The sequence below is a fragment of the Comamonas squillarum genome, from assembly GCF_025309455.1.
Taxonomy (GTDB): Bacteria; Pseudomonadota; Gammaproteobacteria; order Burkholderiales; family Burkholderiaceae_C; genus Comamonas; species Comamonas squillarum.
The window spans coordinates 1,468,922-1,487,476 of record NZ_CP104377.1 but is presented as its reverse complement, the minus strand read 5'-3'; the positions used below and the strand labels follow the sequence as shown (position 1 = coordinate 1,487,476).

Sequence of the window (18,555 nt, the reverse complement as noted above, 5' to 3'; positions counted from 1 at the left end):
AGGCATCAGTTTTGTTTTTTCAGGAGATCCATTTGCTCAAACAACGCATCATCACGGCCATTGTTCTCCTGCTGATTCTGGTGCCCGCCATCGCTGCGGCCAATCCGGTTCCCTTTGCTGCGTTGATGCTGTTGGCCGTGGTCGCCGCGGCCTGGGAGTGGGGGCGCCTCAATGGCCTGCAAGGCATGGCCGCGTACGGCCTGGGGGCTGTCGCGTTGCTGCTGTGCGGCGCTGCCTGGGCCATGGGCTGGACGCAGGCGGCGCTGCCCGCTGTGTGGCTGGTGGCTGGTGCCGCCTGGGTGCTGCTGGCCGCCTTCTTGCTCAAGGGTGGCGTGCCTGGCTGGGCGCCCATTCCGCGTGCGCTGCGCCTGGTCGTGGGTGTGCTGGCGCTGTGGGTGGCCTGGCTGGCCATTGCACATGCCAAGTGGATGGGTGTGAATTTTCTGCTGTCGGTCTTTGCCCTGGTGTGGATGGCCGACATTGGCGCTTATTTTGCAGGCCGCCAGTTCGGTCTGCGTTTTACCAAGAACAAGCTCGCGCCGGCCATCAGCCCGGGCAAAAGCTGGGAAGGCGTATGGGGCGGCGCGCTGGGCGTGCTGCTGATGGCCTTGGTGTGGAGCTGGGCGGACCGCCACTTTGGCGTGCAGGTGCCTAGCTTCTACAGCCGGCTTTGGGATTTTTCGCCCTGGCTGATGGTGCTGTCCTGCGTGTTTCTGGCCGGCATGAGCGTGGCCGGTGACCTGGTGGAATCCCTCGTCAAGCGCAGCGCCGGCATGAAGGACAGCAGCCATCTGCTGCCCGGCCATGGTGGCGTGCTCGACCGCATCGATGCCATCTTGCCGACCGTGCCGCTTGCGCTGATGCTGCTGCAATTTTTGGATAAGTGAACCTCGCGATGACCATGCAAGTTACCGTGCTCGGATCGACGGGCTCGATTGGAACCAACACGCTCGATGTGGTGGCGCGCCACCCCGACCTCTACCGCATTTTCGCGCTGAGCGCGCATTCGCGCGTGGACCTGATGCTCGCGCAGTGCCTGCAGTTCCAGCCGCGCTATGCGGTGATGACCAGTGCCTCCGCCGCCACCGCTTTGCGCGAAGGCCTGCAAGCGGCAGGCAGCCGGGTCGAAGTGCTCGAAGGCGAGGCGGCGCTGGAGATGGTGGCTTCCCACAGTGATGTACATGCGGTGATGGCGGCCATTGTGGGCGCCGCCGGCCTGCGCCCGGCGATGGCAGCGGCCAAGGCCGGCAAGCGCTTGATGCTGGCCAACAAGGAAGCGCTGGTCGTTGGTGGCCAGCTCTTCATGGATGCGGTCGCTGACGGCGGCGCGACCTTGCTGCCCATCGACAGCGAGCATTCGGCCATCTTCCAGTGCCTGCCCGAAGACCCTGCGGTCTGGCCCCAGCGCGTGGACCACATCATCCTCACGGCCTCGGGCGGGCCCTTCCGCACCCGTGAGCCGGCGAGCTTGCGCGATGTGACGCCGCAGCAGGCGGGCAACCATCCCAACTTTGCGATGGGCCGCAAGATCTCAATCGACTCGGCCACGATGATGAACAAGGCGCTGGAGGTGATCGAGGCGCGCTGGCTGTTCAACCTGCAGCCCGAGCAGATCAAGGTGGTGATCCATCCGCAGCAGATCGTGCATTCGATGGTGCAGTTGCGCGATGCCTCGGTGCTGGCCCAGCTGGGCACGCCCGATATGCGCGTGCCGATTGCCTGTGGCCTGGCCTGGCCCGAGCGCGTGGCTAGTGGCGCCGCGCCACTGGATTTCGCCAAGCTCTCGGCGCTGACCTTTGAAGAGGCCGATGCAACACGCTTTCCCGGCCTGCACCTGTCCTGGCAGGCGCTGCGTGCGCCCCATGGCACGACCACGGTGCTCAATGCCGCCAACGAAGTGGCCGTCGCCGCTTTTCTGGACGGCCGCATGCGCTTTGACCAGATCTACCAGGTCAATGCGCAGGCGCTCGAAGGCGTGCAGCCGCAGGCGCCCGACAGCATCGATGCGCTGCTGGCGCTCGATGCCGAGGTGCGCGCCTATGCCCAAGGCCTTATTTCGGAGCTGGCCGTTTGACAGGGCTATTGTCCGGCTCAGTAGAATCGCGTTTTTCATAGCAAGGGCTTGAGCAATGTTGACCGTTGTTGCATTTGTCGTTGCGCTGGCCGTTTTGATCGCCGTGCACGAATATGGCCACTACCGCGTGGCCGTGGCTTGCGGCGTGAAAGTGCTGCGTTTCTCGCTGGGGTTCGGCCGCCCCCTGTTGCGCTGGAAGAAAAAAGGCGCAGACACCGAATTTGTCATCAGCGCCATTCCGCTGGGCGGCTATGTGCGCATGCTCGATGAGCGCGAGGCGCCGGTCGCCGCGCATGAGCGCCATCTGGCCTTCAATGTGCAGCCGCTGCGCGCGCGCGCGGCCATCGTGGCCGCCGGGCCGCTGGCCAACCTGCTGCTGGCGGTGCTGCTCTATGCCTGCGTGAACTGGGTGGGCGTGCGCGAGCCCGCCGCCATTGTCGGCACGCCGCCGGCTGCCAGCTTGCTCGCGCAGGCAAGCCTGCAAGGCGGTGAAGAAATTGTGTCCATGGGTTTCCCCGATGCGGAACCTGAAGCGGTGCGCTCGCTCGACGACCTGCGCTGGTTTGTGGCGCAGGCCGCGCTGGGTGGCAAGGATGTGGTGCTGAGCGCCCGCCCCGGTGCCGGCGCGGCAGTGCGCAGCTACCGCTTGCCGCTGTCGAGCATCGATGCCCGCGAGGCCGATGCCAAGCTGGTCGACAAAATTGGTTTGACCCACCCCTGGACTGATGCCGTGCTCGGCGACTTTGAGGCGGGCAGTGCCGCAGCCCAGTCGGCGCTGCGCAAGGGCGACAAGGTGCTGTCCATCGATGGCCAGCGCGTGGGCGATGGCGGCGAGCTGCGCCGCATGATCCGCGCATCGGGCGAGCAGGGCGTGCCTGCCCTGCAGGACTGGCTGGTGTCGCGCAACGGCGCGCAGTTGCATGTGCCGGTGCAGCTCGCGCAAAGCGAGGACAAGGGCAGCAAGATCGGGCGCCTGGGCGCGTTCATCGGCGCGCCGCCTGCGATGGTGGATGTGCGCTATGGCCCCTGGGAAGGCCTTGCCCGGGGTGCGCAAAAGACCTGGGAAGTCTCGGCGCTGACGGTCAAGATGATGGCCAAGATGGTCATCGGCCAGGCCTCGCTGCAGAACATCAGCGGGCCGCTGACGATTGCCGAATACGCGGGCAAATCTGCCGAGGTCGGCCTCACCCAATACCTGGCCTTTTTGGCCCTGATCAGCGTCAGTCTGGGCGTGCTCAATCTGCTGCCGCTACCGGTGCTCGATGGCGGTCACCTGATGTATTATCTTTGGGAGGCTGTCACTGGCAAGCCACCCACCCTGCAATGGATGGAGCGCTTGCAAAAAGGCGGTATAGCCGTTTTGCTGCTCATGATGTGCATTGCGTTCTTTAACGATTTGTCTCGGCTCTTGGGCTGACTTTCTTGCCCCTGCTGCATAATGAGCGGCTCTGGTTGCTATCACAAATGACATATTCCATCCCTTCTTCGCTTCTTCGCAAGACCACGGCTGCAGCTGCGTTGATGCTGCTTGCCAAGCTGTCGTGGGCTTTGGACCCATTCACTATCCAGGACATTCGTGTGGAAGGCCTGCAGCGCGTAGAGCCGGGCACCATCTTTGCGTCCATGCCTTTGCATGTGGGCGATGACTACAACGACGAAAAGGGATCGGCAGCCATTCGCTCCTTGTTCGCGCTGGGCCTGTTCAAGGACGTGCGCCTGGAAGCCAATGGCAATGTGCTGGTTGTGGTAGTGGAAGAGCGCCCCACGATCGCCAACGTCGACTTCCTGGGCACCAAGGAGTTCGACAAGGACGCGATGAAAAAGGCCATGCGGGATGTGGGCCTGACCGAAGGCCGTCCTTACGACAAGGCCCTGACCGACCGCGCCGAGCAAGAGCTCAAGCGCCAGTACATCAACAAGAGCCTGTATGCCGCCGAAGTGGTGACCACGGTCACGCCTATCGAACGCAACCGCGTGAACCTGACCTTCACCGTGACCGAAGGGGATGCGGCCAAGATCAAGGAAATCCACATCAGCGGAAACAAGGACTTCAAGGAATCGACCTTGACCGACCTGTTCGACCAGGACACCGGCGGCTGGCTCAGCTGGTACACCAAGAGCGACCGCTACTCCAGCTCCAAGTTCAATGCCGACCTGGAGACGCTCAAGTCCTACTACCTCTCGCGTGGCTACCTGGAGTTCCGCATCGAGTCTACCGAAGTGTCGATCTCGCCGGACAAGGAGCGCATCTCGATCAATCTGCAGATCCATGAAGGCCCCAAGTACGTGGTCTCGGGCGTCAAGCTCGAAGGCAATTACCTGGAGCGCGATGACGAGTTCAAGTCGCTGATCTCGATCAAGCCCGGTGAGCCCTACAACGCCGACCGCGTGACCGAAACCACCAAGCGCTTTACCGACCACTTCGGCAGCTTTGGCTACGCGTTCTCCCGCGTGGAAGCGGTGCCCGAGATCGACCGCGAGAACAACCGCGTCGAGCTGGTGCTCAAGGCCGAACCCTCGCGCCGTGCCTATGTGCGCCGCGTGAACGTGGCCGGCAACAACCGCACACGTGATGAGGTGGTGCGCCGCGAAGTGCGCCAGTACGAAGCGTCCTGGTATGACTCGGACAAGATCAAGCTCTCGCGCGACCGCGTGGACCGCCTGGGCTTCTTCAACGATGTCGCGATCGACACGCAAGAGGTGCCCGGCGCGCCCGACCAGGTTGACGTCAACGTCACCGTGCAGGAAAAGCCCACCGGCTCGCTGCAGCTGGGTGCCGGTTACTCCAGCGCTGAAAAGGTCTCGCTGACCTTTGGTATCAAGCAGGAAAACGTCTTTGGCTCGGGCAACTACCTGGGTATCGATGTCAACACCAGCAAGTACCACCGTACCTTGGTGGTGAGCACCACCGACCCGTACTTCACGCCGGACGGTATCTCGCGTACCTATGACATGTACTACCGCACCGACCGTCCGTATGACGAGCAGGGCGGCAACTACCAGATCGTGACCACCGGTGCCAGCGTGCGCTTTGGCATTCCATTCAGCGAGCTCGACACCATCTATGTCGGCGGTGGTCTGGAAAACACCCGCATCAAGCTGGGCACCAACATGCCTGCGGCCTACCTGGACTACGCCACCCGCTACGGCGACACCAGCCTGAACTTCCCGCTGACGCTGGGTTGGTCGCGCGACAGCCGAGACAGCGCATTGGCGCCCAATTCGGGCCGCTTCCAGAAGCTGAACTCAGAATGGTCGCTGTTTGGTGATGCCCGCTATCTGAAGGGTAACTACCAGATTCAGCAGTACCTGCCTTTGAACAAGCGCTACACCATTGCGCTGAACGGCGAGGCTGGCTGGGGCAAGGGTATGGGCGGCAAGGTCTTCCCCGTGTTCAAGAACTACTTCTCCGGTGGTCTGGGCTCGGTGCGCGGCTTTGAGCAAAATACCCTGGGTCCCCGTGATGTGACCGGCGCCACGCTGGGTGGTGCCAAGAAGGTCACGTTGAATGCCGAGTTCATCGGCCCCATGCCCGGCACCGGCAATGACCGCACCTTCCGCTGGTTTGCGTTTGTGGACGCGGGCAATGTCTGGGGTGATGGACAGGATTTGAAACTGAATGAAATGCGTGCGTCTGCAGGTATCGGGTTGAGCTGGATTTCCCCACTGGGACCGCTGCGTTTGGCTTATGCTCAGCCATTTCGCAAATTCACAGGCGATAAAATCCAGAAATTGCAATTCCAAATCGGAACATCTTTCTAATGAAAACCGTATCTCGTTCTTTCCCATTGCTGGTATTGGCAGCAGCGCTGTCTTTTGGCGCTGCAGCGCAGGCCCAAGAGTTCAAGGCAGGTTTCGTCAATACAGATCGCATCTTCCGCGAAGCCAACGCCGCCAAGGCTGCGCAAACCAAGCTGGAGGCCGAGTTCTCCAAGCGTGAAAAGGACCTGCTGGACCAGGGCAATGCCTTGAAGACCGCTGGCGAGAAGTTCGAGCGCGACGCGCCGACGCTGTCCGAGAGCCAGCGCGTGACGCGCCAGCGCCAGCTGGTGGACCAGGACCGTGAATTCCAGCGCAAGCGCCGTGAATTCCAGGAAGACCTCAGCGCCCGCAAGAGCGAAGAGCTGTCCCAGGTGCTCGAGCGCGCCAACAAGGTCGTCAAGCAAGTGGCCGAGCAGGAAAAATACGATGTGGTGCTGCAAGAAGCGGTCTACATCAACCCCAAGTTCGACATCACCGAAAAGGTTCTGAAGGCACTGAACGCTTCTGCCCCTGCCAAGTAAGACAGAGGTACGCGTGAGCCTGCAGCTAGTTCAGATCATGGAGGCCCTGGGAGGGACGCTTGAGCAAGGGGATCCAGCGATGGAGATCCAGGCCATCGCCTCGCTCGAAGATGCCGGCCCGCAGGACTTCAGTTTTCTCAGCAACCCCAAGCTGCAAGCCCAGATGCTGGCCTCCAAGGCCGGCTGCATCGCCGTCAGTGCGCAGATGCAGGAGCAGGCCCGCCAGCGTGGCGGCGCCTACCTGGTGGTGGACAACCCCTATCTCTACTTTGCGCGGCTGACGCAGCTGTGGCGCAAGCACCATGCGATACGTCCGGTGCCCGCCGGTATCCATCCCTCTGCGGTGGTGGAAGAGGGTGCCATCGTGCACCCTTCTGCGTCCATTGGGCCGCTGTGCCATGTCGCCAGCGGTGCCGTCATCGGTGCCGATTCGGTGCTGACCTCACGGGTGACCGTCGGGGCCGACTGCGTGCTGGGCGAGCGTGTGCTGGTGCAGCCCGGTGCGGTCATCGGCGGCGACGGCTTTGGCTTTGCCAATGAGGGCGGGCGCTGGATCAAGATTGAGCAATTGGGTGGTGTGCAGATCGGCGATGATGTCGAGATCGGCTCCAACAGCTGCATCGATCGCGGAGCGCTGCGCGACACCCTCATTGCCAATGGCGTGAAGATCGACAACCAGGTGCAGATCGGCCATAACGTCGAGATTGGTGAGCATTCGGCCATGGCCGGCTGCGTCGGCATCGCCGGAAGCGCCAAAATCGGACGCCATTGCACGATCGGAGGCGCTGGAATGATTCTGGGCCACCTGGAAATCGCCGACAATGTACATATTTCGGCGGCCACCGTGGTCAGTCGCTCGATCAGGCAGCCGGGTCAGTACACCGGCTTCTTCCCCATCGACGACAATGGCAGCTGGGAAAAGAACGCCGCTACCCTAAAACATCTCCATGCGTTGAGGGACCGAATCAAGGCCTTGGAGCAAACTCAGAAAAACGGCTAAGCCGAGTTCACAATGATGGATATTCAAGCAATTCTCAAGCAGCTGCCTCACCGCTACCCCTTCTTGCTGGTGGATCGCGTGCAAGAGCTTGAGCGCAACACCCGCATCAAGGCGATCAAGAACGTCACCTTCAACGAGCCGTTCTTTACCGGTCACTTCCCGGGCCGCCCTGTGATGCCTGGTGTGCTGATCCTGGAAGCCTTGGCGCAGGCCGCGGGCCTGCTGGCCTTTGATGCCATGGGTCAGGTGCCCGATGAAAACAATATCTACTACTTCGTCGGTATCGACTCGGCGCGCTTCAAGCGCCCGGTGGTGCCGGGAGACCAGCTGGTGCTGGAGATCACCATTGACCGCGTGCGCGGCGGTATCTGGAAGTTCAATGCCGTGGCCAGCGTGGAAGGCGAAGTCGCTGCAGAAGCACAGCTGATGTGCACCATGCGCCACGTGGAATAACGGTAGATGACGGCGGTCAGTCCCATCCACCCTTCGGCGATCGTTGACCCTGCGGCCCAGTTGCACCCCACGGTGTCAGTTGGGCCGTACGCAGTTATTGGCCCCCAGGTTTGCATTGGCGCCCACACCCAGGTGGGTGCGCACTGTGTGATCGAGGGCATCACCACGATCGGTGAATCCAATGTGATCCATTCGCATGCTGCGCTGGGCGGCGTGCCGCAAGACAAGAAATACGCGGGTGAGCCGACCCGGCTGGAGATCGGTGACCGCAACACCATTCGCGAGTTCTGCACCTTCAACACCGGCACCGCCCAGGATGGCGGCGTGACCCGTGTCGGCGACGACAACTGGATCATGGCCTATGTGCATATTGCCCATGACTGCCAGGTCGGCAACCAGACCATCTTGGCCAACAATGCCACCTTGGCGGGCCATGTGCATGTGGCCGACTGGGCCATCATCGGCGGTCTGTCGGGCGTGCACCAGTTCACCAAGGTGGGCGCCCATGTGATGGCCGGGTTTGCCAGCCATATCAGCCAGGATGTCCCCCCGTTCTGCATGGTCGAAGGCCACCCGCTGGCGGTGCGTGGTCTCAACCTGGAAGGCCTGCGCCGGCGCGGTTTCAGCGCCGAGCGCCTGGCGGTCATCAAGCAGGCCTACCGGCTGCTGTACCGCAGCGGCCTGACCTTGCAGGCGGCCGTTGAAGCGCTGGACAACCTGCAGGGCAGCTGTGAGGCAGAAGCCCAGGCCGATGTGCAGCTGATGCTCGACTTTCTGCAGCAATCCAAGCGCGGCATTGTGCGCTGATGGCTGCGCCTGCCGTCATGGATCCACAGCAAGAGATGTTCTTGGCCATGGTGGCCGGCGAGACCTCGGGCGACCTGCTGGCCGGCTTGGTACTGCAGGGGCTGGCTGAGGATTTTCCCGGCCTGCGCTCTGCCGGTATTGGCGGGCCGCGCATGGCCCAGGCTGGGTTTGAGGCCTGGTGGCCCAGCGAGCGCCTGGCCGTGCATGGCTACAGCGCCGAGCTGGTACGGCGCATCTGGGGTATTTTGCGCATCCGCAAGCAACTGGTGCAGCGTTTGACGGCGCAGCCGCCCCGGCTATTCGTCGGTGTCGATGCGCCCGATTTCAACCTCGGTGTCGAAGAGCGCCTGCGCGCCCAGGGCATCAAGACCGTGCATTTTGTCTGCCCCTCGATCTGGGCCTGGCGCCCTGAGCGGGTCGAGAAGATCCGCCGCTCGGCCGACCATGTGCTGTGCATTTTCCCGTTTGAGCCAGCGTTGCTCGCCCAGCACGGCATTGCTGGCACCTATGTGGGCCATCCGCTGGCCAATGTGATCCCGCTGCAACCCAACCGTGCAGCGGCACGCCAGCAGCTGGGCTTGCCGCTGGAGGGTGAAGTGCTGGCCGTACTGCCGGGCAGCCGCGCCTCGGAAGTGAGCTACATCGCCAAGCCATTTTTTCTGGCCGCCGCGCGCCTTTTGCAGGCGCGACCTTCGCTTACAATCGTCGTCCCTGCCGTTCCGGCTTTGCGCGCACGCATTGATGCGCTGGCTGCTGAATGCGGGATATTGGAGCGCATCCGGGTGCTGGGTGGCCAGTCGCACCTGGCGCTGGAGGCCTGTGACTGCACCTTGATCGCCAGCGGTACCGCCACCTTGGAGGCGGCGCTGTTCAAGCGGCCCATGGTCATCAGCTACCACATGCATGCCATCAGCTGGCGCTTGATGCGCCGCAAGCAGCTGCAGCCCTGGGTGGGCCTGCCCAATATCCTGTGTCAAGACTTTGTCGTGCCCGAGCTTTTGCAAGAGGCGGCGACGCCCGAGGCCTTGGCCGAGGCAGTGACGCAATGGTTGGACGCGCCACGCCTTGATCCAGCACGCCTGGCCCAGTTGGAGCAGCGTTTTCATGACCTGCACCTGGAACTGCGCAGGGATACCCCAAAGCTTGCTGCCGATGCCATCCAAAAAATTCTCTCTGCCTGACCAGGCCTCCTTGCCTTGGCATCCGCCGGGCTTGGTTGCGGGTGTGGATGAGGCAGGTCGGGGACCCTTGGCGGGTCCGGTGGTGGCGGCAGCGGTCATTCTGGATGAGCGCTCGCCCATTGCCGGGCTGGCCGATTCCAAGAAGCTCACGGCGCGCGCACGCGAGCGCCTCTACGACGAGATCTGCGGCAAGGCGCTGTGCTGCTCGATTGCGCAGGCCTCCGTTGAAGAAGTCGATGGCCTCAATATCCTGCAAGCCACGATGCTGGCCATGCAGCGCGCGGTCAACGGCCTGCGTCTCAAGCCCGTGCGCGTGCTGGTCGATGGCAACCGCATTCCGCGCCTGGAGGTGCCTGCCGAGGCCATCGTCAAAGGCGATGCGCTGGTGCAAGCCATCTCGGCGGCATCGATTCTGGCCAAGGTGCACCGGGACCGCTGGTGCCAGGATATCGACCGGCTCTACCCGCAGTACGGCTTTGCCGCGCACAAGGGCTACGGCACCGCGGTGCACCTGGCGGCGCTGCAGAGCTTTGGCGCCTGCCCGGAGCACCGGCGCTCGTTCTCTCCGGTGGCCCAGGCGCTGGCCTTGGTCAAGACGGGTGCCTAAATCTCCGCCCTCGCTGTTTGCAGGCGCCAAGCCTGCGCAAAGGAATCATCTGTGTCCCCTGCTGCGCATCCTCCCGTTTTTATCCAGTCGCGTGACAATGCCTTGGTCAAGGATTTGCGCCGTTTGATGGAAGAGGGCGCGGCCTACCGCAAGCAGGGGCGCTACTGGATCGAGGGCGACCACCTCTGCCGCGCAGCGCTGACGCGTGGCGTCAAGCCGGCAGTGGCCGTGTTCTCCGAGAAATTCTGGCAGTCGCCCGAGAACGTCTATGCGCATGCGGCCGCCCGCAATATCGTCATCGACACGGCCTTGTTGGCCAGCCTCAGCCCACTGCCGTCGCCTGCGCCTTTTGGCTTTTTGATGGACTTGCCGCTGCAGCAGGCGGGCATCCAGCCCGGTGTGGCCGCCGTGGTGCTTGACCGTGTGCAGGATGCCGGCAATGTGGGCTCCATCTTGCGCAGTGCTTCGGCCTTTGGTTTTGGCCAGGTGATTGCGCTCAAGGGATCGGCTGCGCTGTGGAGTGGCAAGGTGCTGCGCGCCGGCATGGGTGCGCATTTTGCGTTGCACCTGGTCGAGAATGCATCGCAGGACGATGTGCTGGCCTTGCAGCAGCCGCTGCTGGTCACCAGCTCGCACCAGGGAGATTGGCTGCACCGTGCTGCCTTGCCCTGGCCTTGCAGCTGGGTCATGGGGCATGAGGGGCAGGGTGTGTCTGAGGCCTTGCAGGCGGCGGCCCAGCAGCACATCCGCATCACCCAACCCGGGGGTGAGGAATCACTGAACGTGGGCGCGGCCGCGGCCATTTGCCTGCATGCCAGCGCAGCGGCACGTGCAGATTGATGCGGCGATAGGGTGGTGCTGAGGCGCAGGTAATTTAGTGATAACGAGTATGCGCTTTGCGTATTTTCTCCGTTACTACTACGCTCTGTGTTACTGCAATGCTGCGCAGAGTGTGTAATTTTTAGCGATTTGACCCTCAAATCATCCCCTGCCTCCACTCAGATTGCAGCTTGCACGCTACAATGGGTGGCTTTCAAGTAATCACGTCGCCCGGCTGCACTCAAAGCAATCTCTCATAAGCACAGTCTTCGCGGTGATCCTCCGGGACACCTCAGACTCCGGGCGACCCGTAACCATCCGGAGAACCCAGTGTTTTTGTCTCAACAGAGCGCGTTTCCTCCCGCCATTCTGGCGCTCGCAGACGGCACGGTCTTTATTGGCAACTCAATCGGTGCGCAAGGCACCACGACCGGCGAAGTGGTGTTCAACACCGCGATGACCGGTTACCAGGAAATCCTCACCGACCCCAGCTATTGCCAGCAGATCGTGACACTCACGTATCCGCACATCGGCAACTACGGGATCAATGCGGAAGATATTGAGTCCGACAAAGTCTTTGCTGCTGGCCTGATCATCAAGAATCTGCCCCTGCTGGCCAGCAATTTCCGAAGCACGGAAACCTTGTCGGAATACCTGGTCCGCAGCAAGACGGTCTCCATCGCCAACATCGATACCCGCAAGCTCACACGCCTGCTGCGCGACAAGGGTGCGCAAAACGGCGCCATCGTTGGCCTGGCCGCTGGCGAGCAGGTCTCGCAAGCGCGCATCGACGAAGCCATCGCCGCCGCCCAGGCTGCGCCCAGCATGAAGGGTCTGGACCTGGCCAAGGTGGTCAGCGTCTCGCAGTCCTACGAATGGGTGCAGACCGAATGGCAACTGGCGCGCGCCGATGGCACGCCCGGCTACGGCAAGCTGCAGGACCATGCCTTCCACGTGGTCGCCTTTGACTACGGCGTCAAGAAGAACATTCTGCGCATGCTGGCCGAGCGCGGCTGCCGCGTGACGGTGGTGCCAGCGCAGACGCCTGCGGTCGAAGTGCTCAAGTACCAGCCCGATGGCGTGTTCCTGTCCAACGGCCCTGGCGACCCGGAGCCCTGCGACTACGCGATCGAGGCTGCGCGCACCATCATGGACAGTGGCGTGCCGACCTTTGGCATCTGCCTGGGCCACCAGATCATGGCGCTGGCCTGCGGTGCCAAGACCTTCAAGATGCAAAACAGCCACCACGGTGCCAACCATCCGGTCAAGGATCTGGACTCGGGCCGCGTCTGCATCACCAGCCAGAACCATGGCTTTGCCGTGGACCTGGAGACGCTGCCGGCCAACACCCGTGCCACGCATGTGAGCCTGTTCGATGGCACCTTGCAAGGCATGGAGCGTACCGACCGCCCGGCCTTCTGCTTCCAGGGCCACCCCGAAGCTTCGCCAGGCCCGCATGACGTGTCGTACCTGTTCGACCGTTTTGTGAACCTGATGCGCGAGCACAAGAAGGCCTGATGCCAGGCGCCTGTTGCCCGCGCCCGAACCTGCGCACGATGAACCCAAGGAATATGCTGCCGTGAAACTGTTTTCTTTTCCTGTCGCCACCCTCGAGAAAGCGATCAGCAAGCGCATCATGACCTTGCCTGCCGAGCACAAGGAATGGTTTATGGCGCGCTGGCAGCAAAAGCCCTACAAGAAATCGTTCCTCGACAACAAGGCCTTGCCGCTGGTGACCATCGTGTCCAAGTGCAAGACCATGACGGACGAGGAATTCGACCAGGTGATGGCCGAGTGGGACGCCAAGTTCTACGAAGCCGAGGCGCAGGTTCTGCGCCCCATGGTGCAAGGGGATGGTCTGCTGCAGCTGATGCAAAAGAGCCTGCCCGAGGCCCGTGTCCTGGCCATTTTGAACAAATTAGATACCGACCGCGTATAAACCCAGCGCTGGGCGGCTGCCCACCACAGCAGCCACCAGCGCGCGCGACTGCAAGGCGAGCCTCATGTCTAAACGCACCGATCTCAAAAGCATTCTCATCATTGGCGCTGGCCCGATCATCATCGGCCAGGCCTGCGAATTCGACTACTCCGGCGTGCAAGCCTGCAAGGCGCTGCGCGAGGAGGGCTACAAGGTCATCCTGATCAACAGCAACCCTGCGACGATCATGACCGACCCGGCCACAGCCGATGTCACCTATATCGAACCCATCACCTGGCAGACGGTCGAGAAGATCATCGCCAAGGAGCGCCCCGACGCCATCCTGCCCACCATGGGTGGCCAGACCGCGCTGAACTGCGCGCTGGACCTGTGGAAGAACGGCGTGCTCGACAAGTACAAGGTCGAGCTGATCGGCGCCAAGCCCGAGGCCATCGACAAGGCCGAAGACCGTCTCAAGTTCAAGGACGCGATGACCAAGATCGGGCTGGGTTCGGCCCGCTCGGGCATTGCGCACAGCATGGAAGAGGCCTGGGACGTGCAGCGCCAGGTGGGCTTCCCCACCGTGATCCGCCCCAGCTTCACCTTGGGCGGCACCGGCGGCGGCATTGCCTACAACCCCGAAGAGTTCGAAGTCATCTGCAAGCGCGGTCTGGAGGCGTCGCCCACCAACGAGCTGCTGATCGAAGAGTCGCTGTTGGGTTGGAAAGAGTACGAGATGGAAGTGGTGCGCGACACCGCCGACAACTGCATCATCGTCTGCTCGATCGAGAACCTGGACCCGATGGGCGTGCACACCGGTGACTCGATCACCGTGGCCCCTGCCCAGACCCTGACCGACAAGGAATACCAGATCCTGCGCAATGCCTCGCTGGCCGTGCTGCGCGAGATCGGTGTGGACACCGGTGGCTCCAATGTGCAGTTCTCGATCAACCCCAAGGACGGCCGCATGGTCGTCATCGAGATGAACCCCCGTGTCTCGCGTTCGTCGGCACTGGCCTCCAAGGCTACGGGTTTCCCGATTGCCAAGATCGCGGCCAAGCTGGCCGTGGGCTTCACCTTGGATGAGCTCAAGAACGACATCACCGGCGGCAAGACCCCCGCGTCGTTCGAGCCGACCATCGACTACGTGGTCACCAAGATCCCGCGTTTTGCCTTCGAGAAATTCCCGACGGCCGACAACCGCCTGACCACGCAGATGAAGTCCGTGGGTGAAGTGATGGCCATGGGCCGCACCTTCCAGGAGTCCTTCCAGAAAGCGCTGCGCGGCCTGGAAGTGGGCGTGGACGGCATGAACGAAAAGACCCAGGACCGCGAGATCCTGGAAAAGGAGCTGGGCGAGCCCGGTCCCGACCGTATCTGGTATGTGGGCGATGCCTTTGCCGCCGGCTGGTCGCTCGATGAAGTGCACAACATCACCAAGATCGACAAGTGGTTCCTGGTGCAGATCGAAGAGATCGTCAAGCTCGAGCTGGCACTGGACAAGCACACCGAAGCCCAGGGCGACGACAAGGCGCTGGCCGCACTGTCGGCCGATGATCTGCGCAGCCTCAAGCAAAAGGGCTTCTCCGACCGCCGTCTGGCCAAGCTGCTGCACACCAGCGACAAGGCCGTGCGCGAAGCGCGCCATGCGCTGAATGTGCGCCCCGTGTTCAAGCGGGTGGACACCTGCGCGGCCGAGTTCTCGACCAACACAGCCTACATGTACTCGACCTACGACGAAGAGTGCGAAGCCCAGCCCAGCGACAAGAAAAAGATCATGGTGCTCGGTGGCGGCCCCAACCGCATCGGTCAGGGCATCGAGTTCGACTACTGCTGCGTGCACGCGGCGCTCGCGATGCGCGAAGATGGTTATGAAACCATCATGGTCAACTGCAACCCCGAGACCGTCTCGACCGACTACGACACCTCGGACCGCCTCTACTTCGAGCCCGTGACCCTGGAAGACGTGCTGGAGATCGTGGCCGTTGAAAAGCCCGTGGGCGTGATCGTGCAGTACGGCGGCCAGACGCCGCTGAAGCTGGCCCTGGCGCTGGAAGAGGCCGGTGTGCCCATCGTCGGCACCACGCCGGACATGATCGACGCGGCCGAAGACCGCGAGCGTTTCCAGCAGATGCTGCAGACGCTGAACCTGCGCCAACCGCCCAACGCCACCGCGCGTACCGAGGCGCAGGCGATGGAACACGCCCGCGAACTGGGCTACCCGCTGGTGGTGCGTCCCAGCTATGTGCTGGGCGGCCGCGCGATGGAGATCGTGCACGAAGAGCGTGACCTGGAGCGCTACATGCGTGAAGCGGTCAAGGTCTCCAACGACTCGCCCGTGCTGTTGGACCACTTCCTGTCCAACGCCATCGAGTGCGATGTGGACTGCGTGCGTGACCGCACCGGTAAGGTGTTCATCGGCGGCGTGATGGAGCACATCGAGCAAGCGGGCGTGCACTCCGGTGACTCGGCCTGCTCGCTGCCGCCTTACTACCTGAGCAAGGCGACGGTCGATGAGATCAAGCGCCAGACCGCGGCCATGGCCGAAGGCCTGAACGTGGTGGGCCTGATGAACGTGCAGTTCGCGATCCAGGAGCGCGACGGCAAGGACATCATCTATGTGCTGGAAGTGAATCCTCGCGCTTCGCGTACCGTGCCTTTTGTCTCCAAGGCCACCGGCATCCAGCTGGCCAAGGTGGCCGCACGCTGCATGGTAGGCGACACGCTCGAAGAGCAGGGCATCATCCAGGAAGTGACGCCACCGTACTTCAGCGTCAAGGAAGCCGTGTTCCCGTTTGTCAAGTTCCCCGGTGTGGACACCATCCTCGGCCCCGAGATGAAGTCCACCGGTGAGGTGATGGGCGTGGGCAAGACCTTTGGCGAAGCCTATGTCAAGAGCCAGCTGGGTGCAGGCACCAAGCTGCCCCGCTCGGGCAAGGTGTTCCTGACCGTGAAGAATGCCGACAAGCCACGCGCCGTGCAGATTGCCAAGGAGCTGGCGAGCATGGGCTTCCAGCTCTGCGCCACCCGTGGCACTGCGGCTGCGATTGCCGATGCCGGTATCGAGGTGCAAACGGTCAACAAGGTGACCGAGGGCCGCCCCCACATCGTGGACATGATCAAGAACAATGAAATTGCGATGGTCATCAACACTGTGGAAGAGCGCCGCAACGCCATTGCCGACTCGCGTGCGATCCGTACCAGCGCTTTGCTCGCCCGCGTGACCACCTTCACGACCATCTTTGGTGCCGAGGCCGCTGTCGAAGGCCTGCGCAACATGGATGACCTGGAGGTGTACTCGGTGCAGGAGCTGCACGCCAGCTTGCAGCACTGATCGCATCGCCGTTGGCCGATTTTTGTTGCAAGGCTCAAAAATCGGCATAATAGAGACTGCCTCGCAACCGCCGCGCTCCCCAGCGCGGCGGTTTGCTTTTGAACCCCCGCCGCATAGCAGGCGGATGATGTCTATCAGATGCCAGCCACAGCGCTGGCATCGCGACTGTTTGTGGAGACCGAGATGGCCACTATCCCCATTACCAAGCGCGGTGCAGAAAAGCTCAAAGAAGAGCTGCAACGCCTCAAGACCGTGGATCGTCCCGGCGTCATCGCGGCCATTGCGGAAGCTCGCTCGCATGGCGATCTGAGCGAAAACGCCGAATACGATGCGGCCAAAGACCGCCAAGGCTTTATCGAAGGCCGTATCCAGGAAGTGGAGGCCAAGCTGTCGGCCGCCCAGATCATCGACCCCTCGCAGCTCGATGCGGGCGGCAAGGTGGTGTTTGGCGCGACCGTGGACCTGGCCGATGAGGACAGCGGCGATCCGGTGACCTACCAGATCGTCGGCGAGGACGAGGCCGACCTCAAGCAAGGCCTGATCAATGTCTCCAGCCCCATTGCCCGCGCGCTGATCGGCAAGGAAGAGGGCGACACCGCCGTCGTGCAGGCCCCCGGTGGCGAGCGCCGCTACGAAGTCGTGGCCGTGCGCTACCTCTAAAGCCATCGGCCACTGCGCACCGAGCCCGCGATGAAGCACCGCCTGCCCGTTTTCGCAGCCGCCCTGTGGTGGGGCAGCCTGTCGGCCATTGGCTTCATGGCCGTGCCCATGCTGTTTGCCAACCTGCCACAGGCATCGATGGCGGGCTTTATGGCTGCCAAGCTGTTTGCAGCGCAGACCTGGGTGTCGCTGGCCTGCGGCCTGGTGCTGCTGGTGCTGGCCAAGGACAAGGCCAGCAACACCATCGAGCCCTGGGCGCGTGCGGCACTGGGCTTTGTGCTGGCCGGCATGCTGATGGCGCTGGTCGTGCAGTACGGCATCTCGCCCAAGATCGTGCAGCGCGAGAACCTCAAGTTCTGGCACGGCCTGGGCACCTTGCTGTATGCGCTGCAGTGGCTGTGCGCGGCCCTCGTGCTGTGGCGGGCATCCGCACCCGCATCGCGGCCTTGATCTGGCCCAAGGCAATCGCCCGCCGCCGCGCTACACTGGGCGGGCCATGCAATCTCCCATCGTTTCCATCGACGCCAATGACTGGCGCAACACACCGGGCCGTCCGGAATGGACGGCCGCCGTTGAATCGGGCAAGGTGCTTTATTTCCCCCAACTCGCATTTGCGCTCTCCGAGCAGGAAAAGACGCTGCTGCGCCCCGATGTGCGCGACCCCAAGTCGCGCAACATCAGCCTGAATGTGGATGGCAGCATCAAGGGCGTGGCCGGTGATGCCGCAACGCAGGCCGCCGTGGCGGCCATGGTCACGCGTTTTCGCGCGCAGGCCACCGCGCTGATTGCCGGTCTGTTCCCCGACTACATGCCGCTGGTGCGCATGGCGCCAACGAGCTACCGGCCCTCGCAGGTCGAGACCCGTGCCCAGTCCTGGCGTGCCGACGACAAGCGCATGCATGTCGACGCCTTTCCCTCGCGGCCCAACTACGGCGAGCGCATCCTGCGCGTGTTCAGCAATGTCAATCCCGATGGCCAGCCCCGGGTCTGGCGCGTGGGTGAGCCTTTCGAGGATGTGGCGCGCAAGTTTTTGCCACGCGCCAAGCCTTATGTGCCTTGGCAGGCCAAGGTCTTGGCGATGCTGCATGTGACCAAGTCGCTTCGCAGCGAGTATGACCACCTGATGCTGCAGCTGCACGATGGCATGAAGGGCGACATGGACTACCAGCGCAATGCGCCGCAGGAGACCGTGCCCTTTGCCGCCGGCTCCAGCTGGGTCTGCTTTTCGGACCAGGCGGTGCATGCGGTGATGTCGGGCCAGTACATGCTGGAGCAGACCTTCTTCCTGCCCCCCGGCAAGGAATACAACCCCGACGCAAGCCCGCTGGCGATCTTGACGCGCATGCAAGGCCATGCGCTGGTGGCGGCAGACCAGCGCTAGACCAGCTGCGCCAAAGCCCACTGCGGGCCACAAAAAAG

At 62.8% G+C, this 18,555-nt stretch carries 17 protein-coding genes; all 17 read left to right on the top strand.

Features of this window, described 5'->3' with window-relative positions:
* The first annotated feature begins 32 nt into the window (after window positions 1-32).
* The 17 genes from N4T19_RS06915 to N4T19_RS06835 all read left to right on the top strand — a co-directional run bounded on the left by N4T19_RS06915 (window position 33) and on the right by N4T19_RS06835 (window position 18,517).
* On the top strand, window positions 33-887 hold the full coding sequence (locus tag N4T19_RS06915; protein ID WP_260719731.1) for a phosphatidate cytidylyltransferase: 855 nt from the start codon (window positions 33-35) through the stop codon (window positions 885-887).
* 8 nt (window positions 888-895) lie between these two features.
* Window positions 896-2,074 (top strand): 1-deoxy-D-xylulose-5-phosphate reductoisomerase, encoded by a 1,179-nt coding sequence (gene ispC, locus N4T19_RS06910; protein WP_260719730.1) that lies wholly within the window; start codon window positions 896-898, stop codon window positions 2,072-2,074.
* A 55-nt stretch (window positions 2,075-2,129) separates the two neighbouring features.
* On the top strand, window positions 2,130-3,491 hold the full coding sequence (gene rseP, locus N4T19_RS06905; protein ID WP_260719729.1) for an RIP metalloprotease RseP: 1,362 nt from the start codon (window positions 2,130-2,132) through the stop codon (window positions 3,489-3,491).
* Between the two features lie 104 nt (window positions 3,492-3,595).
* A complete protein-coding gene (gene bamA, locus N4T19_RS06900; protein ID WP_409935199.1) occupies window positions 3,596-5,836 on the top strand; it encodes an outer membrane protein assembly factor BamA in 2,241 nt (746 codons plus the stop codon).
* Entirely contained in the window at window positions 5,836-6,357 is a 522-nt protein-coding gene (locus tag N4T19_RS06895) for an OmpH/Skp family outer membrane protein (protein WP_021026564.1), read from the top strand. The genes bamA and N4T19_RS06895 overlap by 1 nt, the downstream gene beginning before the upstream one ends.
* Window positions 6,358-6,370: 13 nt before the next feature.
* The gene (gene lpxD, locus N4T19_RS06890; RefSeq protein ID WP_116924194.1) at window positions 6,371-7,357 is read left to right on the top strand and encodes a UDP-3-O-(3-hydroxymyristoyl)glucosamine N-acyltransferase; all 987 of its coding nucleotides are present in this window, start codon (window positions 6,371-6,373) and stop codon (window positions 7,355-7,357) included.
* Window positions 7,358-7,369: 12 nt separating this feature from the next.
* Window positions 7,370-7,810 (top strand): 3-hydroxyacyl-ACP dehydratase FabZ, encoded by a 441-nt coding sequence (gene fabZ, locus N4T19_RS06885; RefSeq protein WP_021026566.1) that lies wholly within the window; start codon window positions 7,370-7,372, stop codon window positions 7,808-7,810.
* Between the two features lie 6 nt (window positions 7,811-7,816).
* Window positions 7,817-8,617, top strand: a complete 801-nt coding sequence (lpxA, locus tag N4T19_RS06880; RefSeq protein WP_116924193.1) for an acyl-ACP--UDP-N-acetylglucosamine O-acyltransferase — start codon at window positions 7,817-7,819, stop codon at window positions 8,615-8,617.
* 17 nt (window positions 8,618-8,634) lie between these two features.
* Window positions 8,635-9,798: a lipid-A-disaccharide synthase gene (gene lpxB / locus N4T19_RS06875; protein WP_260719728.1), complete on the top strand. Its 1,164-nt coding sequence runs from the start codon at window positions 8,635-8,637 to the stop codon at window positions 9,796-9,798.
* Entirely contained in the window at window positions 9,770-10,405 is a 636-nt protein-coding gene (rnhB, locus tag N4T19_RS06870) for a ribonuclease HII (RefSeq protein ID WP_116924192.1), read from the top strand. Before lpxB ends, rnhB begins: the two co-directional genes overlap by 29 nt.
* A 51-nt stretch (window positions 10,406-10,456) precedes the next feature.
* On the top strand, window positions 10,457-11,245 hold the full coding sequence (locus N4T19_RS06865) for a TrmH family RNA methyltransferase (RefSeq protein ID WP_243419206.1): 789 nt from the start codon (window positions 10,457-10,459) through the stop codon (window positions 11,243-11,245).
* Between the two features lie 309 nt (window positions 11,246-11,554).
* The gene (gene carA, locus N4T19_RS06860; RefSeq protein WP_182342169.1) at window positions 11,555-12,742 is read left to right on the top strand and encodes a glutamine-hydrolyzing carbamoyl-phosphate synthase small subunit; all 1,188 of its coding nucleotides are present in this window, start codon (window positions 11,555-11,557) and stop codon (window positions 12,740-12,742) included.
* A gap of 61 nt (window positions 12,743-12,803) precedes the next feature.
* Window positions 12,804-13,163: a hypothetical protein gene (locus tag N4T19_RS06855; protein WP_027010823.1), complete on the top strand. Its 360-nt coding sequence runs from the start codon at window positions 12,804-12,806 to the stop codon at window positions 13,161-13,163.
* Between the two features lie 64 nt (window positions 13,164-13,227).
* Window positions 13,228-16,476 carry a carbamoyl-phosphate synthase large subunit gene (gene carB, locus N4T19_RS06850; protein ID WP_116924191.1) on the top strand — a complete coding sequence of 1,083 codons (3,249 nt, stop codon included), beginning with the start codon at window positions 13,228-13,230 and terminating at the stop codon, window positions 16,474-16,476.
* 183 nt (window positions 16,477-16,659) lie between these two features.
* Window positions 16,660-17,136, top strand: a complete 477-nt coding sequence (gene greA, locus N4T19_RS06845; protein WP_027010824.1) for a transcription elongation factor GreA — start codon at window positions 16,660-16,662, stop codon at window positions 17,134-17,136.
* 30 nt (window positions 17,137-17,166) lie between these two features.
* Window positions 17,167-17,586, top strand: coding sequence for a DUF4149 domain-containing protein (locus N4T19_RS06840; RefSeq protein WP_116924190.1), 420 nt, complete (start codon window positions 17,167-17,169; stop codon window positions 17,584-17,586).
* 46 nt (window positions 17,587-17,632) lie between these two features.
* Window positions 17,633-18,517 carry a Kdo hydroxylase family protein gene (locus tag N4T19_RS06835; protein WP_116924189.1) on the top strand — a complete coding sequence of 295 codons (885 nt, stop codon included), beginning with the start codon at window positions 17,633-17,635 and terminating at the stop codon, window positions 18,515-18,517.
* Window positions 18,518-18,555: the final 38 nt, after the last annotated feature.